Annotated in this window: 17 protein-coding genes; 8 read left to right on the top strand and 9 right to left on the bottom strand. The window is 45.0% G+C overall.

All coding sequences use genetic code 11. From position 1 onward, the window contains the following. Positions 1-533: 533 nt before the first annotated feature. Positions 534-1181 (bottom strand): HAD family hydrolase, encoded by a 648-nt coding sequence (locus ACX0G9_RS20550; protein WP_459066826.1) that lies wholly within the window; start codon positions 1179-1181, stop codon positions 534-536. A 107-nt stretch (positions 1182-1288) separates the two neighbouring features. Here ACX0G9_RS20550 and ACX0G9_RS20545 point away from each other — a divergent pair, with 107 nt between their 5' ends. Beyond that, the gene (locus tag ACX0G9_RS20545; protein WP_459066825.1) at positions 1289-1906 is read left to right on the top strand and encodes a Yip1 family protein; all 618 of its coding nucleotides are present in this window, start codon (positions 1289-1291) and stop codon (positions 1904-1906) included. Positions 1907-1928: 22 nt separating this feature from the next. Here the strand turns inward: ACX0G9_RS20545 and paaE are convergent, their stop codons facing one another. After that, the gene (gene paaE, locus ACX0G9_RS20540; protein ID WP_459066824.1) at positions 1929-3017 is read right to left on the bottom strand and encodes a 1,2-phenylacetyl-CoA epoxidase subunit PaaE; all 1089 of its coding nucleotides are present in this window, start codon (positions 3015-3017) and stop codon (positions 1929-1931) included. Between the two features lie 24 nt (positions 3018-3041). Then, positions 3042-3632, bottom strand: a complete 591-nt coding sequence (locus ACX0G9_RS20535; protein ID WP_459066823.1) for a TetR/AcrR family transcriptional regulator — start codon at positions 3630-3632, stop codon at positions 3042-3044. An 82-nt stretch (positions 3633-3714) separates the two neighbouring features. Between ACX0G9_RS20535 and ACX0G9_RS20530 the strand changes: the two genes are divergently transcribed. Together ACX0G9_RS20530 and ACX0G9_RS20525 are read left to right on the top strand one after the other, a co-directional pair. Then, positions 3715-4638 (top strand): PfkB family carbohydrate kinase, encoded by a 924-nt coding sequence (locus tag ACX0G9_RS20530; protein ID WP_459066822.1) that lies wholly within the window; start codon positions 3715-3717, stop codon positions 4636-4638. Positions 4639-4966: 328 nt separating this feature from the next. Then, positions 4967-5962 carry an aspartate-semialdehyde dehydrogenase gene (locus ACX0G9_RS20525; protein WP_459066821.1) on the top strand — a complete coding sequence of 332 codons (996 nt, stop codon included), beginning with the start codon at positions 4967-4969 and terminating at the stop codon, positions 5960-5962. A gap of 178 nt (positions 5963-6140) precedes the next feature. Here the strand turns inward: ACX0G9_RS20525 and ACX0G9_RS20520 are convergent, their stop codons facing one another. From ACX0G9_RS20520 to ligA, 3 genes are all read right to left on the bottom strand, one after another. Then, the gene (locus tag ACX0G9_RS20520; RefSeq protein WP_459066820.1) at positions 6141-6803 is read right to left on the bottom strand and encodes a DUF2461 domain-containing protein; all 663 of its coding nucleotides are present in this window, start codon (positions 6801-6803) and stop codon (positions 6141-6143) included. Between the two features lie 171 nt (positions 6804-6974). Then, a complete protein-coding gene (locus ACX0G9_RS20515; RefSeq protein ID WP_459066819.1) occupies positions 6975-7535 on the bottom strand; it encodes an NUMOD4 domain-containing protein in 561 nt (186 codons plus the stop codon). 153 nt (positions 7536-7688) lie between these two features. Beyond that, positions 7689-9854, bottom strand: coding sequence for an NAD-dependent DNA ligase LigA (gene ligA / locus ACX0G9_RS20510; RefSeq protein WP_459066818.1), 2166 nt, complete (start codon positions 9852-9854; stop codon positions 7689-7691). A 174-nt stretch (positions 9855-10028) separates the two neighbouring features. On the opposite strand from ligA, the gene ACX0G9_RS20505 reads away from it, so the two are divergent. After that, positions 10029-10844 carry an NUDIX hydrolase gene (locus ACX0G9_RS20505; protein ID WP_459066817.1) on the top strand — a complete coding sequence of 272 codons (816 nt, stop codon included), beginning with the start codon at positions 10029-10031 and terminating at the stop codon, positions 10842-10844. A gap of 105 nt (positions 10845-10949) precedes the next feature. Next, positions 10950-11363 carry a hypothetical protein gene (locus tag ACX0G9_RS20500; protein ID WP_459066816.1) on the top strand — a complete coding sequence of 138 codons (414 nt, stop codon included), beginning with the start codon at positions 10950-10952 and terminating at the stop codon, positions 11361-11363. Positions 11364-11445: 82 nt separating this feature from the next. Here ACX0G9_RS20500 and ACX0G9_RS20495 read toward each other — a convergent pair whose 3' ends face one another. The 3 genes from ACX0G9_RS20495 to ACX0G9_RS20485 are packed head-to-tail and all read right to left on the bottom strand — an operon-like array spanning position 11446 to position 12975. Continuing rightward, the gene (locus tag ACX0G9_RS20495; RefSeq protein ID WP_459066815.1) at positions 11446-12054 is read right to left on the bottom strand and encodes a hydrolase; all 609 of its coding nucleotides are present in this window, start codon (positions 12052-12054) and stop codon (positions 11446-11448) included. Positions 12055-12098: 44 nt separating this feature from the next. After that, the gene (locus ACX0G9_RS20490; RefSeq protein WP_459066814.1) at positions 12099-12545 is read right to left on the bottom strand and encodes a helix-turn-helix domain-containing protein; all 447 of its coding nucleotides are present in this window, start codon (positions 12543-12545) and stop codon (positions 12099-12101) included. Beyond that, on the bottom strand, positions 12538-12975 hold the full coding sequence (locus tag ACX0G9_RS20485) for a DUF6932 family protein (protein WP_459066813.1): 438 nt from the start codon (positions 12973-12975) through the stop codon (positions 12538-12540). Before ACX0G9_RS20485 ends, ACX0G9_RS20490 begins: the two co-directional genes overlap by 8 nt. Positions 12976-13407: 432 nt before the next feature. On the opposite strand from ACX0G9_RS20485, the gene rplM reads away from it, so the two are divergent. From rplM to rpsB, 3 genes are read left to right on the top strand one after another with little or no spacing between them, the layout of a single operon-like run. After that, positions 13408-13851, top strand: coding sequence for a 50S ribosomal protein L13 (gene rplM, locus ACX0G9_RS20480; RefSeq protein WP_459066812.1), 444 nt, complete (start codon positions 13408-13410; stop codon positions 13849-13851). A gap of 11 nt (positions 13852-13862) precedes the next feature. Further along, on the top strand, positions 13863-14252 hold the full coding sequence (gene rpsI / locus ACX0G9_RS20475) for a 30S ribosomal protein S9 (RefSeq protein WP_459066811.1): 390 nt from the start codon (positions 13863-13865) through the stop codon (positions 14250-14252). A 49-nt stretch (positions 14253-14301) separates the two neighbouring features. After that, entirely contained in the window at positions 14302-15177 is an 876-nt protein-coding gene (rpsB, locus tag ACX0G9_RS20470; protein WP_459066810.1) for a 30S ribosomal protein S2, read from the top strand. Positions 15178-15189 lie beyond the last annotated feature (12 nt).

Raw genomic sequence — 15189 nt, 5'->3', positions numbered from 1 at the left:
TTTAAGGAATGGGGCAAGGGGTTGCCTAATGCATGATATGATAAATAAAAGATCGATAAAGCCTGAAAGCATAAAATAGTACAACTATTATAGGTAGTAGGGCGGAAATTACTTTGCTGAATTTAAATACCTTATAGCTCACGAAAGTTAAGGGGATCAATATTAAAGGATAGGTAAAAATTAGTAGAAAGTCGAAACTGGTTAGTCGCTCAAACTCATAATCTCCGTATCTGGCTACTGATGTTATACAAGCGAATGGCCATATAAAAATACCCGCCAAACTTGCGGTATTAAGGTCAACAATCCAATAGGGGAGATCTCTTTGGTCGAAAATGAAATTATAAAATGGTTTTAAACTCACTATTTTTTTCACCAGTTTTATTTAAAAGAAAGATACAATATGTTTTAATAATTATTAGGTGAGAAATGAAATACCGGTGCTGTATTTTCCTTTTCAGGGAACTATGGCAATAATGACGGAATTGTTTTTCAGTAGGGTCAGCAGCTCTTTAATGCAATCAAAGAGCTCCGGGTTAAATTTTCGAGATTAACCAGGTCGAAAAATGCGAAATGGTATAGAATATTTCGTCCGGCCGGCCTTCCTTTAATTTTTCCGGTTCTGCTGTTTCTGCCCAGGCGGCTGCAATAACCGGTATACCTGCTTTTCTGCTGGCTGTAATGTCGCTAGGGGCATCACCGACATATATGACCGCATCTTTTGGAATATCCCCGAATTGGTTAAGGACTATTTCTATACCTTCCGCCTTCCTCGGGCCGTAGGGAGAGCCCGTTTCTATATATTCGAAAAAAGGGGTCAGGCCAAATTGTTGTAAAGAAATGGTAGTACTATGTTTACCTTTTCCGGTGACCATGGCAATACGGACTGATTTCTTTTTTAACTCCGTCAAAAGATCCCTGATTCCTCCGAAGGGCTCTGGGCATAATCCGTGTAATATTTGATAAAAGTGTAAATAGTCTGCCACCCCTTTCTCATAGTGATCGGGCGCAAGGGCCATAATGGTCCCTTCTTCGGAAGGTCCAAAAGTGGCGATGATCTCTTCATCGGTAACGGAACGGTGAATAAGTGGCTCGACCGATCTTCTGAAAGCTTCGATACATAAGGGTAGGGTATCTGCCAGGGTTCCGTCAAGATCGAAGATTACCGCTTTTATCTTTTGCATTGGCTTAATTAATTAGAGGATTTAACCGTTAAAATTACAGTTAACTGCGAAATAGTTGCAGGGCCGGAAATGAATTTTTATATTACAATAATATAAATCCTAACGATATGTCAATTATTACCAGAGCTAAAAACATTCTGTTGTCCCCCGCCTCGGAATGGACAGTCATCCAAAACGAAACGGAAACCCCGCAATCCCTGTTGGGAAAATATGTCATCCCGATGGCTTTAATCCCTGCCATAGCGCTTTTCATCGGTTATGGACTGATCGGGGTTAATGCCGTGTTTTTTAAGATCAGCGGCATTAAATGGGGGGTCATTATGGGTTTAAATAGTTTTCTGGCCTCTGTGGTAGGCTATTTTATCTGCACGTATGTTGTGGATGCGCTGGCTCCCAGTTTTGGATCGGAAAAGAATTTGGGCAGATCGGCCCAGTTGGTGGCCTATTCTTATACGGCAGTTTGGGTGGCCGGTATATTTAATATCATCCCATCCCTGAGCATTTTAGGGATTCTGGGTTTGTATTCCATTTACCTTTTTTACCTGGGTATCCCGGCTTTAAAGAAAACGCCTGAGGACAAAAAAATCGGATATATCATAGTTAGCGCCCTGGTTATCATTTTGATTGGATTTATAATTAACTGGGTGATTACCACTATTGTTTACCGTATAGCGGGTAATCCATTTTTGCCTGTAGGCGGTCTGGAAGATATGCGCTGGCGTTAAAAAGAGAGGTTGCGGCTCAAAATTATTTCGAGTCAAAGTCGATAATTACTTTGTCCGTTCTGGGATGGGACTGGCAGGTCAGGATAAAACCGGCTGCCAGTTCTTCCGTTTCCAGGGCATAATTTACCTCCATTTCCACTTCTCCTTCGGTGAGCCGGGCACGGCAGGTGCAGCATACGCCTCCTTTACAGGCAAAAGGAAGGTCTGCCCCTTCCCGAAGGGCAGCATCCAGGATGGAATCACCATCGAAAGGCAGATTAAAGTCGAATTGAGCGCCATCCAGACGAATAGTAACCTTGCTGGTCCTGCCTTCTCTTGATTGTTTGACCTCGGGACTTTCCGGTTTCCTCTCCGATGGTCTTTGATCCTGGGTATGGAACAATTCAAAATGGACCTTCTTTTTGTCAACTCCCTTTTTTTCGAGGTAATCCTTAACGGTGAAGATCATTTCCCCGGGCCCGCAAATAAAGATCTCGTCTGTCTCCTGAAGGGGGATCAATTTTTCGGTCAGTTCCTGAAGTTTTTGATCGTCGATCCTTCCCTGGTTGAGCGGGCTGTCCATTTTTTCCCGGCTCAGAATATGATGCAGGGATAGACGGCTCATATAACGGTTTTTCAATGCCTCCAGTTCTTCCTTGAAAATAATAGAGCCCCGGTGACGGTTCCCGTAAACCAGGGTAAACCGGCTTCCGGGTTCACCGGCCAATGTAGTTTTGATAAGGGAAAGGACGGGTGTAATACCGCTCCCTGCAGCAAAAGCCAGGTAATGTTTCCGGTTACCTGAGTGGAGTTCCGTATAGAATTTACCGCTTGGCGGCAGTACTTCCAGCGATTCCCCGATGTGTAGCTGGTCATTGGCAAAGGTGGAGAACCGGCCTTCCGGTACTTTTTTTACGGCGATCCTCAATTCATTATCCAGGGGACTGCTGCAGATCGAATAGGACCGGCGGATCTCTTCCCCTCCCTGGCGGATTTTAATGGTAATATTTTGTCCCTGCCTGAACCGGAATTCTTCCCGGAATTCCGGAGGAATGGTAAAGGAAATGGATACGCAATCGGCAGTTTCCCGTCTGATATCTTCTATCTGTAAAGTCCTGAAATGACTTGCCATTTTTTTAATTTGTTGAATTGGCCGTTACTTTTTTAATCCTTCGATCAGGTATTTCACCATATTGGTCTCCAGGGCTTCGGCGCTGGTGCTTTTGCGGGAGCGTTGCCAGGAATCGATCCCGCTGATAGCCGATAATATGGTAAGGACGGCAACATAAGGTTCGATGTTCTTCATTTCATCCTTGCTGATTCCCTCTTCGATGATCATTCCCAGCCGCTTCCGGTAGTTCCTCCGCTGGTTCAGAAAATTCGAGAGATAGGGCTCCGGTAGATGCCTCCATTCGTGATCGGCGATATATACATATTCATATTGGTCCAGCATCATACGTATATGAAGCCGGATGATCGTTTCCATTTTCTTCATCGTGGGCTGCTGGCTCAATTCCACAGCTTCCAGGTTCGTCATGAACTCATTGGCGACCTTGAAGCAGATCGTTTGCAGGATCTCCGATTTGGATTGAATATGATTGTACAGACTGGCGGCTTCGACCCCCACATTTTCGGCCAGGTCCCGCATAGAAGCGGCCCCAAAGCCCTTTTCACGGAAAAGTTTGGAAGCCTTTTCAATGATGATTTCTTTTTTGGTACTGTTTTTCTTGCCTTGAATTTTTGCCATAATGCCTAAAGATGGGCAAAGATAAAAAACACTAACGAGTGTTAGTAAGAAATAATGTAGGTTTGCTTCCCAAATTCACGCTATGTCACTAATTGTTGTAGGATCGATGGCTTATGATGCCATAGAAACACCTTTCGGAAAGACCAATCGTATCGTCGGGGGAGCTGCTACATATGCTGCCTATGCGGCCAGTTTTTTCATAAAGCCCATCAATCAGGTATCGATCGTTGGCTATGATTTCGAAAAAGAGGAGCTGGATGCACTGAAGAGCCGGGGAGTAAACCTGGAAGGTGTCGAAGTGGTAAAAGATAAAAAGTCATTTTTCTGGAGCGGTAAATATCATTTGGATATGAATACCCGCGATACCCTGGTAACCGATCTGAATGTACTGGCCGACTTTAATCCCGTTATTCCGGAAAGCTACCAGGGCAGTGAGTTCCTGATGCTGGGGAACGGCGCTCCCGCTCTGCAGATCAGTGTGGTGGAGCAAATGAAGATACGTCCCAAACTAATTGTGCTGGATACCATGAATTTCTGGATGGAAATAGCGCTTCCTGAACTGGAAAAGGCGCTGACCCTGGTTGATGTGCTGATGGTCAATGACAGCGAAGCCCGTCAGCTTAGCGGTCAGTATTCCCTGGTGAAGGCAGCAAAGGAGATCATGAAGATGGGGCCTAAATATGTAATTATAAAGAAGGGAGAACATGGAGCATTGCTTTTCCATCGCGACCAGGTCTTTGTAGCACCCGCACTTCCTTTGGAAGAAGTTTTTGATCCGACCGGCGCAGGCGATTCTTTTGCCGGAGGTTTTATCGGTCATATCGCCCATACCAGGGATATCTCTTTTGAAAATATGAAAACGGCTATCATTGTAGGTTCCGCTATGGCTTCCTTCTGCGTGGAAAAATTCGGACCTACCCGTTTGAAAGAGATTACCAAGGCTGATATCGATAACCGGATCCGTCAGTTCGTGGACCTGGTGAATTTTGATATAAAACTGGTTTAATTAATAAAAAATTTGGGGGAAAATTAATTCCTGCCTACTTTTGGACCCGTTATGCAAATGATAATGAAACATACAAAGCAAACCAAGAAGCAGTTCCTACAGCGGGAAGCGGTTTAATTGTTTTGTATGCCAAGATAATAAAAGCCTTCCCGGATCGGGAAGGTTTTTTTTTGCCGGGGTTTTTGAAAAAAATAACCCCGGCAAAAAAAGGCTAATAATGGGCCTTCGGCCAATGGACCCGTGGTCCATACGGGATGAATAATTATTCTTAACAATAAAAAAACACAACACTTTTCGCCCAGGCGGAAAGACCAGGAGGGCAAAAAAAATGAAAGTTGCAGTCGTAGGCGCTACCGGTTTAGTAGGCACAAAAATGTTAGAAGTATTGGCGGAAAGAAATTTTCCGGTCACCGAATTGATTCCCGTAGCCTCGGAAAGATCCATTGGCAAAGAGGTGGAATTCAAGGGCAAAAAATATAAGATCGTTAGCGCCACGGATGCAATTGCAGCGAAGCCTGCCCTGGCCTTGTTCTCCGCCGGCGGTGGAACTTCCCTGGAATGGGCGCCAAAATTTGCGGCCGCCGGGATCACGGTTGTGGACAATTCTTCGGCCTGGAGGATGGATCCAACCAAGAAGCTGGTCGTTCCTGAATTAAATGCAGATGCGCTTACCAGTGAGGATAAGATCATTGCCAATCCCAATTGTTCGACGATTCAAATGGTCGTGGCGTTGAATCCCCTGCACCAAAAATACAAAGTGAAAAGGATCGTGGTCTCCACCTACCAGAGTGTGACGGGAACCGGAGTAAAGGCGGTAACGCAGCTGATGAATGAACGAAAAGGGATACAGGGAGAAATGGCGTATAAATATCCAATCGATCTGAACGCGATCCCTCAGATCGATGTATTCCTGGATAACGGGTATACCAAGGAAGAAATGAAAATGGTGAATGAAACGCGGAAGATCATGCGTGATGATACCATCAGGGTAACAGCTACGACGGTACGTATTCCGGTCATGGGGGGGCACAGCGAATCGGTCAATGTAGAATTTGAACAGGAATTCGATCTGGCAGAGGTTAAGGCTCTTTTGAGCAAGGCTCCCGGAGTGGTAGTAGTGGATGATCCTGCCGCACAGCAGTATCCGATGCCAAAGGATGCACATGAAAAAGACGATGTATTCGTTGGCAGACTGAGAAGGGATGAGACACAGCCCAGGACCTTGAATATGTGGGTCGTCAGCGATAACCTGCGCAAAGGTGCGGCTACGAATGCGGTTCAGATCGCGGAATATTTAGTGAAGAGCGGGTTGATAAAATTGTGACGTCTGAAATGGAGGGGAGAGCTTTCCAGCGTAAAATTTTTTTAATTGGATGATGATTTAAGGGATGATCCCGGCGGGCCGGGATCATCCTTTTTTTGTTTTGCACTGAAGTGCAAAACAGTATCGTTCATGATTGCCCTTCGGGCGGTGGACCCGTGGTCCACCTTGTCCACCTTGCCTAGTCGATCCCCCGATTTAAGAAACCGATAAAATCCTTCATTACTTCAAATGTTTTTAATACTTCCTTTAACAGCGATTTGGATTGAAGTTCTGCATCTGAAAGAGGACGAGTTACTACAAAGCTTTTCATTTTCAGAAATTCGATGGCAGGGTTTTGGTCATCATATCCTTTCGGAGGCCTGGAAAGGGTTTCAATCCCATCCACTCCGGCCGGAAAGATTTTCCTGAATGCTTTTGCGCCGGTGATCTTATTCCATTCTTCAAAACTATAATCCAGCTCCTGGCGTATCTTGGCTAATTCCGGAGCCATGGGCATCCATAGTCCTCCTCCAGCGAAACTACGTCCTGCTTCACTATGAAAATAATAGCCCGCTGTAGGGATCTTTTTGCCTCCTTTATTAAAGGAAGCGCCCATATTGGTTTTGTAAGGAGTCTTGTCTTTTGAGAAACGAACGTCCCGGTAGATGCGGAACAGGCAATCTTTTGGCTTTAGCAGGCCGATGTCAGGATCCGTTTTGCCGAGGCCATCGATTACCTGTTGTGTGAATTGCTCGATATCTTCCTTCGCATCCAGGTAAACAATTTTGTTCTTTTCAAACCAGGGCTTATTATTATTTTTTTTCAGGTCTTTCAGGAATTTGACCGTAGCTGCTTGCAACATACCCTATATCCCTATCCTTTTTTCTTTGTTATGTAGTATTGATTTTATCGTCCGTGCTTTGAGTTTTACATGGGGAAACGAAGGCCCATAGTGAATCCTCCTGCCATTATCCGCAATTGGCCGCAGTGGAATTGTTGGCTGAACCTGGTCCCGATGCCTACGATGCTTCGCTTAGATCCTTCCCCAATTTTCTCCGCTCTTGATACGGTACATGGTCATTTCACTGACATTGTACTTTTCGGCTAATTTCTTAATGGTGAGTTGGCGGTTCTTGCTGGCCAATGTCTTTTTGATGGTCTTTACCTGGGATGCCGTTAGTTTTAATCCAACAGTGCGGTTAGCCTGTACTTTTTTGTAAGCGATCTTAGCGGGGCTTTTCTGCTGATGATCGATCATTTCTTCGAGCGTGGCCCATTTCAGATTTTTGGCCGCGTTGTCCAATTTGTTGTGATTTACGTGGATCACGTATTTGTGTTTCGCAGAACCTTTGGACAGGAACAAACGGGCAATCTCGCGATGGATATACAGTGTTCCGTTATTACCTGGCCGGTGAAGGTTGAGCGTTTTATAGCCTGTTGTGAGACTGCCGTTGAGCAATTTGCCATCGGCTAATACATCTTCTGAGTAACTGGCTACCCGACCCAGAGATGATAGTGCATACTTTTTTCGGAGTTGTTTCCAGCCGGGAAACTGCAAAGGTTTCCACACTTCGCCGGTGAGTTTTCTAATCATGCCTACAATTTTCTTAAAGTTACGAAAAAGATTTTCGAATTACCAGTAACGTAAGAAAATATTATTATATGTTTTTTGCGCAAGAGAGCGGTTCCTGGCAAATATGACCGCTCTCTTGCGATTGCCAACGGAACTCAGTTATGCTTTGCCCGGTTATGCAACGGACCCTTGGTCCGTTAGGAGCTTAATAAACTCGTCTTCCGTTAGTACGCGGATGGAAGTGATCTTTTTTGCTTTTTCCAGCTTACTACCGGCATCCTCCCCTACTACGAGGAAATTAAGCTTGCTGCTTACCCCGCTCAACAGCTTTCCGCCGTTCTTTTCGACCATTTCTTCGGCATCCGACCGTTTAAGGCGGTTCAGGGTGCCCGTAAATAAGAACGTTTGGCCATCCAGGTTGCCTGATTGATTTAAGGCCGATTTATGGCTTTTCAGGTTTATTCCCAGGGATTCCAGGTGATGGAGCATAGCCATATTGGCGGGTTCATGAAAGAATTGGTAAACGCTGTTCGCCACCTTGGGGCCTATATCCTCCAGGTTTAGCAATTCTTCGATGGTATATGCCTTAAGTTCGTAAAGGTGGCCGATCGCAGCTGCCAGGACCTTTGCCGTAGTCTCTCCAACATAACGGATCCCCAGGCCGAATAGGAGCCGGTGGAGAGGTTGCTGTTTGGAGGTTTCTATGGCCGATTGAAGATTATTTACGCTTTTTTCGCCAAAGCCTTCCAGCTCTCTGATCTTATCGAAGGGAAGCTGGTAAACGCCGGGTACATTTTTGAGGAACCCCAGTTCAAAGAATTTGCGGACATTGGCATCCCCGAAACTGCGGATATCCATGGCGTCTTTACTGGCAAAATGGATAATACGCTCTACCACCTGGGCTTTACAGTCGATATTTACACAGCGCCATACGGCTTCTTCTTCCGGTTTGACCAACTTATGCCCGCAGACAGGGCAATGAGTTGGAAAAACAATGGCAGTTTCGTTACCGGTCCGTAATTCGGTAAGCGGTTTTACTATATACGGTATAACATCCCCGGCACGCTCGACCAGGACATGGTCCCCGATCCGGAGATCTTTTTCGCGTACGACCTCTTCATTAAATATGGAGACCGAGCTAACGGTAACCCCGCTCAGAGGTACCGGATCGATTTTGGCTACCGGGGTGACGCTGCCGGTACGACCCACCTGGAACTCCACTTTACGAAGGATGCTGGTGGCCTGCCTGGCTTTAAATTTAAAGGCTATGGCCCAACGCGGGTGGTGGGTAGTCATACCCATTTTATCCTGCAAGGCGATCGAATTTACCTTTATGACCAGTCCGTCGATCTCATAGGGCAGGTCGTCTCTGCCCTTTTCAAAATTCAGGCAAAAATCGATCACTCCCTGAATTCCTATAATGATCTTTTTTTCTTTTTGAGGGCTCCTGAAACCGAGATCCCATAACATCCCCAGAGAGCCGCTATGCGTTTTCAGCGCATCGTGGAGCTGAACTTTCTCCCCTTTAACCGGAGGTCCGGACAGATGACCATCTGCCATTTGCCATCCCTGGATCGTGGAAAAATAACTTACATGATACAGGAAGGCTTCCAGGTTCCGGCGGCTTACCTCCCGGGAATCCTTTATGCGCAGGGAACCAGCCGCAGCATTGCGTGGGTTGGCCAGGGGAGCGAGATTTTGTTCCGCCAGCTGGTCATTATAGTTCTTAAAATTGCTTTTGTTCATCAATACTTCCCCCCGGATCTCGATCAGCTGGATGCCATAACGGGAAAAGGCTGCAGAGAGCGGTACGGAACGGATCTGGCGGATATTGGTGGTGATCTCGTCGCCGGCAATCCCATCGCCCCGGGTAACCCCGCGAAGAAGCCGGTCATTTTCATAAGTAAGGGAGATGCTTGCTCCGTCGAATTTTGGTTCCACGCAGTACTCCACTTCTTCCAGACCGGCGAGCTCCCGGGCCTTACGGTCCCAATCGAGGAGATCTTCCGCATTATAAGAGTTTTCCAGGGACAGCATAGGCACCAGGTGCTGCATCGTCGGGAAGTCTTTGGTAAGGCCTTTGGCTACCCGCTGGGTGGGGGAATCAGGGATGATCATTTCCGGATGTTCCGCTTCGATCTTTTCCAGTTCCTTATATAATGTATCGTACTCAACGTCTGCGATCAGCGGATCATTAAGGATAGCATAGCGGTATTCATGAAAACGAAGGGCTTCCCTCAGATCCTCCAGCTGCGCTTTTTTAAGCGAATGGTTACCGGCTGCCTTCAGCAGGGTAGTGGTCAGTTTTTGCAGTTCTTGGGTCTGATTGGCGGAAAACATGTTGGAGATTTTGGTGAACCTTTTTATGTCTGGTCAGGTAAAATTACGGCTGTATGTCGAGGGACGAAAATCAGAATGCTAAAATCGAAGGAATAGTGAAAAATAAGGGCTGCGGCAGTGTTGACTAAAAAATTAGTGCCGGAAATTTCAGCAGTATATTAATTTCGTAGTTCTATGGACCCTAACACGAATCTGGACAATACCTCAAAACCGGACGAGAGCTCAAACCCTGAAGAGGGCACACTAACGGTTGACAGTGCCGCCGCAAGTGCTGTAGCCAGTCAAAAGAATATAAAGACCATTCTGAAACAGCTGGAAAGCGACGGGATTATCGGAATTTCCGTGGATTGCGTCATATTCGGGTTTGACGATAATGAGTTAAAGGTATTGCTGATTAAATCGGATCTGGAAAAGTTTGACAATAAATGGTCTCTGCTGGGGGACCTGGTAAATAACCATGAAGATCTGGAACAGGCCGCCTACAGGATCCTGAAGGAAAGGACGGGAATGGACGATGTCTACCTGGAACAGGTAAAGGCATTCGGGGAAGTTGGCAGGCATCCGGCTGCCCGGGTAGTGACGCTTGCCTATTGTTCCCTGATCAATATCGAGCATCATAAGCTGAAGATCCATGACAATGAGCTGCACTGGCACCGGCTCAACATGCTTTCGGAAATGGCCTTTGATCATAAAAGGATCCTGAATGTCTGTTATGAATGGCTACAGAAAAGGATACAGGAACACCCGTTAGGGTTCAGTCTGCTGCCCAAGAAGTTTTCTTTACGGGAACTGCAGAATCTTTATGAAGCCATTCTGGATGTCAAACTGGACCGTCGCAATTTCAGAAAGAAGTTTTTTTCTATGGACCTTTTGGAAGATACAGGGGAGCTTGAAACCGATGTTCCCCATCGCCCGGGTAAATTATACAAGTTCAATTACGATAAATACCAGAAAAAGGAAAGGAAAAAATGGTTCGGTATTGATTTTTAGCTTAATCCGGGGATCCTCCCCAAAAAACAAATTAATAAAAAATGTCTTTAAGGTTCCGGTGCAACGCTTAATACGGGGTATTTGTCAAAGGGTAAATAGGCAACCATGAAAACGATACTGCTTTCAGGACTGATATTATTGTTCACCATACCGCAGGGGTGTAAAAAGACCGGATCTTCTGAACTTCCATTACAAGGTAATTGGCAATTGGCAGGCTGGAGTGGTGGAATTGCGGGAGTTATCAAAAAGTCAACGCCCGACTCCGTAAATCTGTTAAGCCTGAAAAATGATCACACCTATAAAAGGGCGCTGAACGGGCATGTATTTGATTCCGGAACGTACAGCATTTCCGTGCTTAAAAATATATTCGGATCAGAAGGGCCTGCTATTTCGTTCAACGGCAATACCGGAATGAGTCCGCAGGTAATTGCCTTGAAAAATGACACTTTATCTTTAATGGATAATGTATATGATGGGTTTGGGTATATGTATATAAGGGCTTCTGGTGCCGCCCATTAATAGTTTGTCTGTCCGGCAATCTTCACCCCCCCCACCGTTTCCTCACCGCATTTCTTACTGCACTTCTTTCACTGCACTAATTTTATTGCACTTCTTTTTGATGGTCTATTATGAATTGGATGATCTCTTCCAGCGGAGTATCGATGCGGCCGATCGCATCGCTGATATCATCCCTGCTTACCTGGGCGGCAAAGGACAAGGTCTTTAATTTCTTTAAAATGCCTTTGACGTCCATTCCTTCATAACGGGTAGGCCGGATAAGGGCCGACGCATGAATAAAACCGGATAATTCATCGAACACATAGATCATTTTATCCATCGTATTTTCGGGTTCGACTCCGAAGTATTTGGGCCCATGTGAGGCGATGCAATGAATGACCTCCGGGTCGATGTTTAACTCTTCCAGTTTTTCAATGATGACCCGGCAATGCGACTCGGGATGTATTTCCCAATCGGCATCATGCAATAAGCCGGATAACTCCCATTTTAAGGCGGTCTTTTCGTCCGCTCCTTCTTTTTCCTGGGCCCAGGCCTTCATGACGGCCCCAACCTGGCGCATATGAAGGCGAAGACGTTCGTTCGGAACCCATTCGTTGAGCAATGCATGCGCTTCTTCCAGGGGTAATAAATTGCCCTTATTGGCGGGATTACCAAAGCTGTTGCGTCCGAGCGCGAGGATGGGAAATGACATAGAAATTAATTATGAAACAAACTGCAATTTAAGTAATCGATCCATTATGACGCGATTGCTTTTGTCATTTTGCCAATGACCGCTCCTTTTATTTTTATCTCCAGGCCTACCGAATGAAGTATTTTAATGAGGTTCTTGAAGGATATACTTTTAAAGTTCTCAGCCTCATAACGTTGAAGCTGTTGCTCCTTCATGCCTATTTTTTTAGAGAACTCTTTTTGTGTCAGACCGCAACTGAGTTTAAACTCGATAAGCATAAGGGGGAGATCATCAATGATCCTTTCATCAAGGGTAATTGATTTGTTTTTGCTTAAAAGATCATATGCAGAAATTTCTTCTTCCAGATCTTTTTGGAAGTTGATTAATGATGCCAGGATAAGCTGATCTTTCAAATGAGCCGGCTCGTTTCCTGTACTCATTTGCGCTATTTTCTCCTTGATACCGAGAATCTTTTTTTTGGTGATCTTATATTGTTTTTCATTTTTAATCATAATAGTCCAGGTTGTTTAAGTCTAATTTTATCAATCCTTTCCCGTTGCCATCCCGGTCTTCCTTTAGCATATCAAGTAAAAAAGTATTCTTTTCTGTAAAGTAAAAAATATGACACTTTAACTTTTTGTGAATTTTCCCTAATTCATTAGGGTCAAAGAACTGGGGAAATTCATTTTTTAGTCTTTCTTCATTTAGAGTAGAGATATCAAAACACATATCGATATCCTCCGGATATTTCTTTTTACTCACAAAACTTCCGTCTATATAGACGGTGCCACAGCCACAGCGATAAAAAATCTTAAAAAAGTGCAATGCATTGTTAATTTGCTGCATTCTTTCGTGATTCGTGCCAAAGAGAATTATAAACTCATCATAGTTCAGGGATTCGGTCTGGTAGAGATAGCCTTTTGAGTTGAAACTTAGGTTCATAAGCCTTTGTTTTGAATTTTTGTCGCATTAGGGCATGTTCCGCACCATAATGGTTTTGGTTAATTGAGTTGTTTTGCATTTCGCCGAGTTTAATAATTTTTTAAAAAGGTTTCGGTCTTTATCAGGGATAAATTGGACAAGTAAAAGTAAGAAAAAATTCCAACAATACAACAAATTTGTTGTGTTATTTTAGCCCGCCAAGGATTGCATTCTAAATAACGAAAAGTCCTAAAAACAACTATTCATTCAGGGTTTTATATGGTCATACTTAACATCGATCAAATTTTTTATTGAAAATCAACACGTTACAACGGTACCTGTAAAAATATCTTCCTTTTTTTTGCTACTTGCCTTTAAATCGGCCTACCTTCGCCATCCATTTTATTTTAATACTGTTGGGATAGCAACAGTTTCATGTAAAAAAACTAGACAATGAGCAAATTACATTTCACCACCAAACATGCGAACGAGGCTACCGTTAAACGCGACTGGTATGTTGTGGACGGTACTAATCAAACCGTTGGCCGCGTGTGTGCAAGGATCGCCGCGATATTGCGTGGCAAGAACAAAGCGTATTATTCCCCGCACGTTGATTGCGGAGACTTTATCGTGTTTATCAATGCCGATAAGGTTAGGTTTACCGGTAACAAACTGGAAGACAAGATTTACATCAATTTCTCCGGTTATCCCGGCGGTAAAAAAGAAGAAACTGCGAAGAGTCTTCTGAAACGTCGTCCGGATGCACTGATTGAAAGGGCTATCAAGGGCATGCTGCCAAAGAATCGCCTGGGCCGCAAGATGTATAAAAAATTATTCGTGTACGCCGGTGCTGAGCATCCGCACACTGCACAGCAACCTAAAACATTAACCTTCTAATTTTCTTATAAATGGAAAAGCAAAAAAATGCAGTTGGTCGCCGTAAACAGGCTGTAACCCGGGTGTTTCTTAGCAAGGGTGAAGGCAAGATCACGATCAACAATAAAGACTACAAACAATATTTTTCCCTGGTATATCTCCAGAACCAGGTGGAACTGCCTTTAAAAACGGTAGAACTGTCGGATAAATATGACGTGAAGATCAACGCAGCCGGTGGCGGTATGAAAGGCCAGGCCGAAGCGGCCAAGCTGGGTATTGCCCGTGCGCTGCTGGAAGTAAATCCGGAGTTTCGTCCTTTGCTGAAAGCAGCCGGGGTATTACGTCGCGATCCGAGAAAGGTTGAACGTAAGAAACCAGGTCGTAAGAAAGCAAGAAGAAGCTTCCAGTTCAGTAAACGTTAACAGTTGGTTCGCTTTAATCATTCACGGAATAAATTTTTAAATACATACAATGGAAAATAACACTTCCTTGCAACAGCAACTACTCGAAGCCGGTGTACATTTCGGTCACCTGCGTAAGAAGTGGAACCCCAAAATGCTGCCTTATATCTTCGCTGAAAAGAAAGGCATTCATATCATAGATCTGAACAAGACCACCGAGAGCCTGCAGGAAGCGGCTGCGGCCTTGAAACAGATCGCCAAGAGCGGTAAAAAGGTCATGTTTGTCGGTACCAAGAAACAGGCAAAAGAGATTGTTACCGAATGTGCTAAAAAAGTCAATATGCCTTTTGTGACCGAGCGTTGGCTGGGTGGCATGCTGACCAATTTTAATACGGTCCGCAAGAGCGTAAAGAAAATGCAGAACATCGATAAGATGTTGACTGATGGCTCTTTCGACAGCATTACCAAAAAAGAACGTCTGACACTTGCCCGTGACAGGGATAAGATGGAAAAGGTTTTGGGCGGTATCGCTCAGTTGGGACGTGTTCCAGCTGCCTTGTTCATCGTGGATATCGGGCATGAACATATTGCATTGGCCGAAGCCAAACGCCTGGGTGTTACTACCTTCGGCATGGTAGATACCAACTGCGATCCCAATAAAGTGGATTTCGCTATTCCTTCCAACGATGACGCTACCAAATCCATTGCGATCATAGCCGGTTACATCACTGCCGCTATTGCAGAGGGTCTGGCTGAAAGACAAGCTGCGAAGGAAGATGATGTAGAAGATACAGGCAATGACGAGAATGAGAAGAAAGCAGCCCGTCTGCAGGCAGAGGCAGAGGGTGAAGCAAATCGTTCCCGTGGAGACAAGGTGAAAGGAACCAGCCAGCCGAAACGCAGGGTACCGAATTCCGGCCCAAGGCGTCCGGGGGGTGGCCGTTAATCATTTATTAAT

This window comes from Flavitalea flava (assembly GCF_054461575.1).
This window is presented reverse-complemented; position numbering and strand designations above follow the sequence as displayed.

Excerpts from the sequence above, each read along its gene's own strand:
- ACX0G9_RS20520 (WP_459066820.1), bottom strand. The coding sequence starts at position 6,803 with ATGTTGCAAGCAGCTACGGTCAAATTCCTGAAAGACCTGAAAAAAAAT.
- rpsB (WP_459066810.1), top strand. The coding sequence starts at position 14,302 with ATGGAAAATAACACTTCCTTGCAACAGCAACTACTCGAAGCCGGTGTA.
- ACX0G9_RS20490 (WP_459066814.1), bottom strand. The coding sequence starts at position 12,545 with ATGATTAAAAATGAAAAACAATATAAGATCACCAAAAAAAAGATTCTC.
- rpsI (WP_459066811.1), top strand. The coding sequence starts at position 13,863 with ATGGAAAAGCAAAAAAATGCAGTTGGTCGCCGTAAACAGGCTGTAACC.
- ACX0G9_RS20545 (WP_459066825.1), top strand. The coding sequence starts at position 1,289 with ATGTCAATTATTACCAGAGCTAAAAACATTCTGTTGTCCCCCGCCTCG.
- ACX0G9_RS20525 (WP_459066821.1), top strand. The coding sequence starts at position 4,967 with ATGAAAGTTGCAGTCGTAGGCGCTACCGGTTTAGTAGGCACAAAAATG.
- ACX0G9_RS20485 (WP_459066813.1), bottom strand. The coding sequence starts at position 12,975 with ATGAACCTAAGTTTCAACTCAAAAGGCTATCTCTACCAGACCGAATCC.
- rplM (WP_459066812.1), top strand. The coding sequence starts at position 13,408 with ATGAGCAAATTACATTTCACCACCAAACATGCGAACGAGGCTACCGTT.
- ligA (WP_459066818.1), bottom strand. The coding sequence starts at position 9,854 with ATGTTTTCCGCCAATCAGACCCAAGAACTGCAAAAACTGACCACTACC.
- paaE (WP_459066824.1), bottom strand. The coding sequence starts at position 3,017 with ATGGCAAGTCATTTCAGGACTTTACAGATAGAAGATATCAGACGGGAA.
- ACX0G9_RS20500 (WP_459066816.1), top strand. The coding sequence starts at position 10,950 with ATGAAAACGATACTGCTTTCAGGACTGATATTATTGTTCACCATACCG.
- ACX0G9_RS20515 (WP_459066819.1), bottom strand. The coding sequence starts at position 7,535 with ATGATTAGAAAACTCACCGGCGAAGTGTGGAAACCTTTGCAGTTTCCC.
- ACX0G9_RS20535 (WP_459066823.1), bottom strand. The coding sequence starts at position 3,632 with ATGGCAAAAATTCAAGGCAAGAAAAACAGTACCAAAAAAGAAATCATC.
- ACX0G9_RS20550 (WP_459066826.1), bottom strand. The coding sequence starts at position 1,181 with ATGCAAAAGATAAAAGCGGTAATCTTCGATCTTGACGGAACCCTGGCA.
- ACX0G9_RS20530 (WP_459066822.1), top strand. The coding sequence starts at position 3,715 with ATGTCACTAATTGTTGTAGGATCGATGGCTTATGATGCCATAGAAACA.
- ACX0G9_RS20495 (WP_459066815.1), bottom strand. The coding sequence starts at position 12,054 with ATGTCATTTCCCATCCTCGCGCTCGGACGCAACAGCTTTGGTAATCCC.
- ACX0G9_RS20505 (WP_459066817.1), top strand. The coding sequence starts at position 10,029 with ATGGACCCTAACACGAATCTGGACAATACCTCAAAACCGGACGAGAGC.